The 367-nt window shown below is 46.6% G+C and carries 2 tRNA genes; both read left to right on the forward strand.

Going from position 1 to position 367, the window contains the following annotated elements:
* Positions 1-70: 70 nt before the first annotated feature.
* Positions 71-145 (forward strand) — tRNA-Ile (locus ASG05_RS15625).
* Between the two features lie 13 nt (positions 146-158).
* Positions 159-232: transfer RNA gene (locus ASG05_RS15630), tRNA-Ala, on the forward strand.
* Positions 233-367: the final 135 nt, after the last annotated feature.

A 367-nucleotide genomic window follows, 5' to 3' on the forward strand; every position in this document is an offset into this window, starting at 1 on the left:
GACGACTAGGTAAGCAAAAGGAAGCGGTAGCGGTAATATACTAACGCTAACCAAAAGCGGCCTTACAGACAGTCCCGTAGCTCAGCCTGGTTAGAGCACTACACTGATAATGTAGGGGTCTCCAGTTCAAATCTGGACGGGACTACTTTAATAATCCTGGGGGATTAGCTCAGCTGGCTAGAGCGCCTGCCTTGCACGCAGGAGGTCAACGGTTCGACTCCGTTATTCTCCACTACCGGGCTTTTAAAGCTCAGAGGTATGAAGACCAAAGCTGAAAGCTTTCAAAAAACAGGCAAATCAAATTACCGGGATAGGTAATCTACATTGACATGATTAAAAGAAGAAGAAACGCCATTGGGGCACATAT

Source organism: Frigoribacterium sp. Leaf186 (assembly GCF_001423905.1).
GTDB lineage: Bacteria > Actinomycetota > Actinomycetes > Actinomycetales > Microbacteriaceae > Frigoribacterium.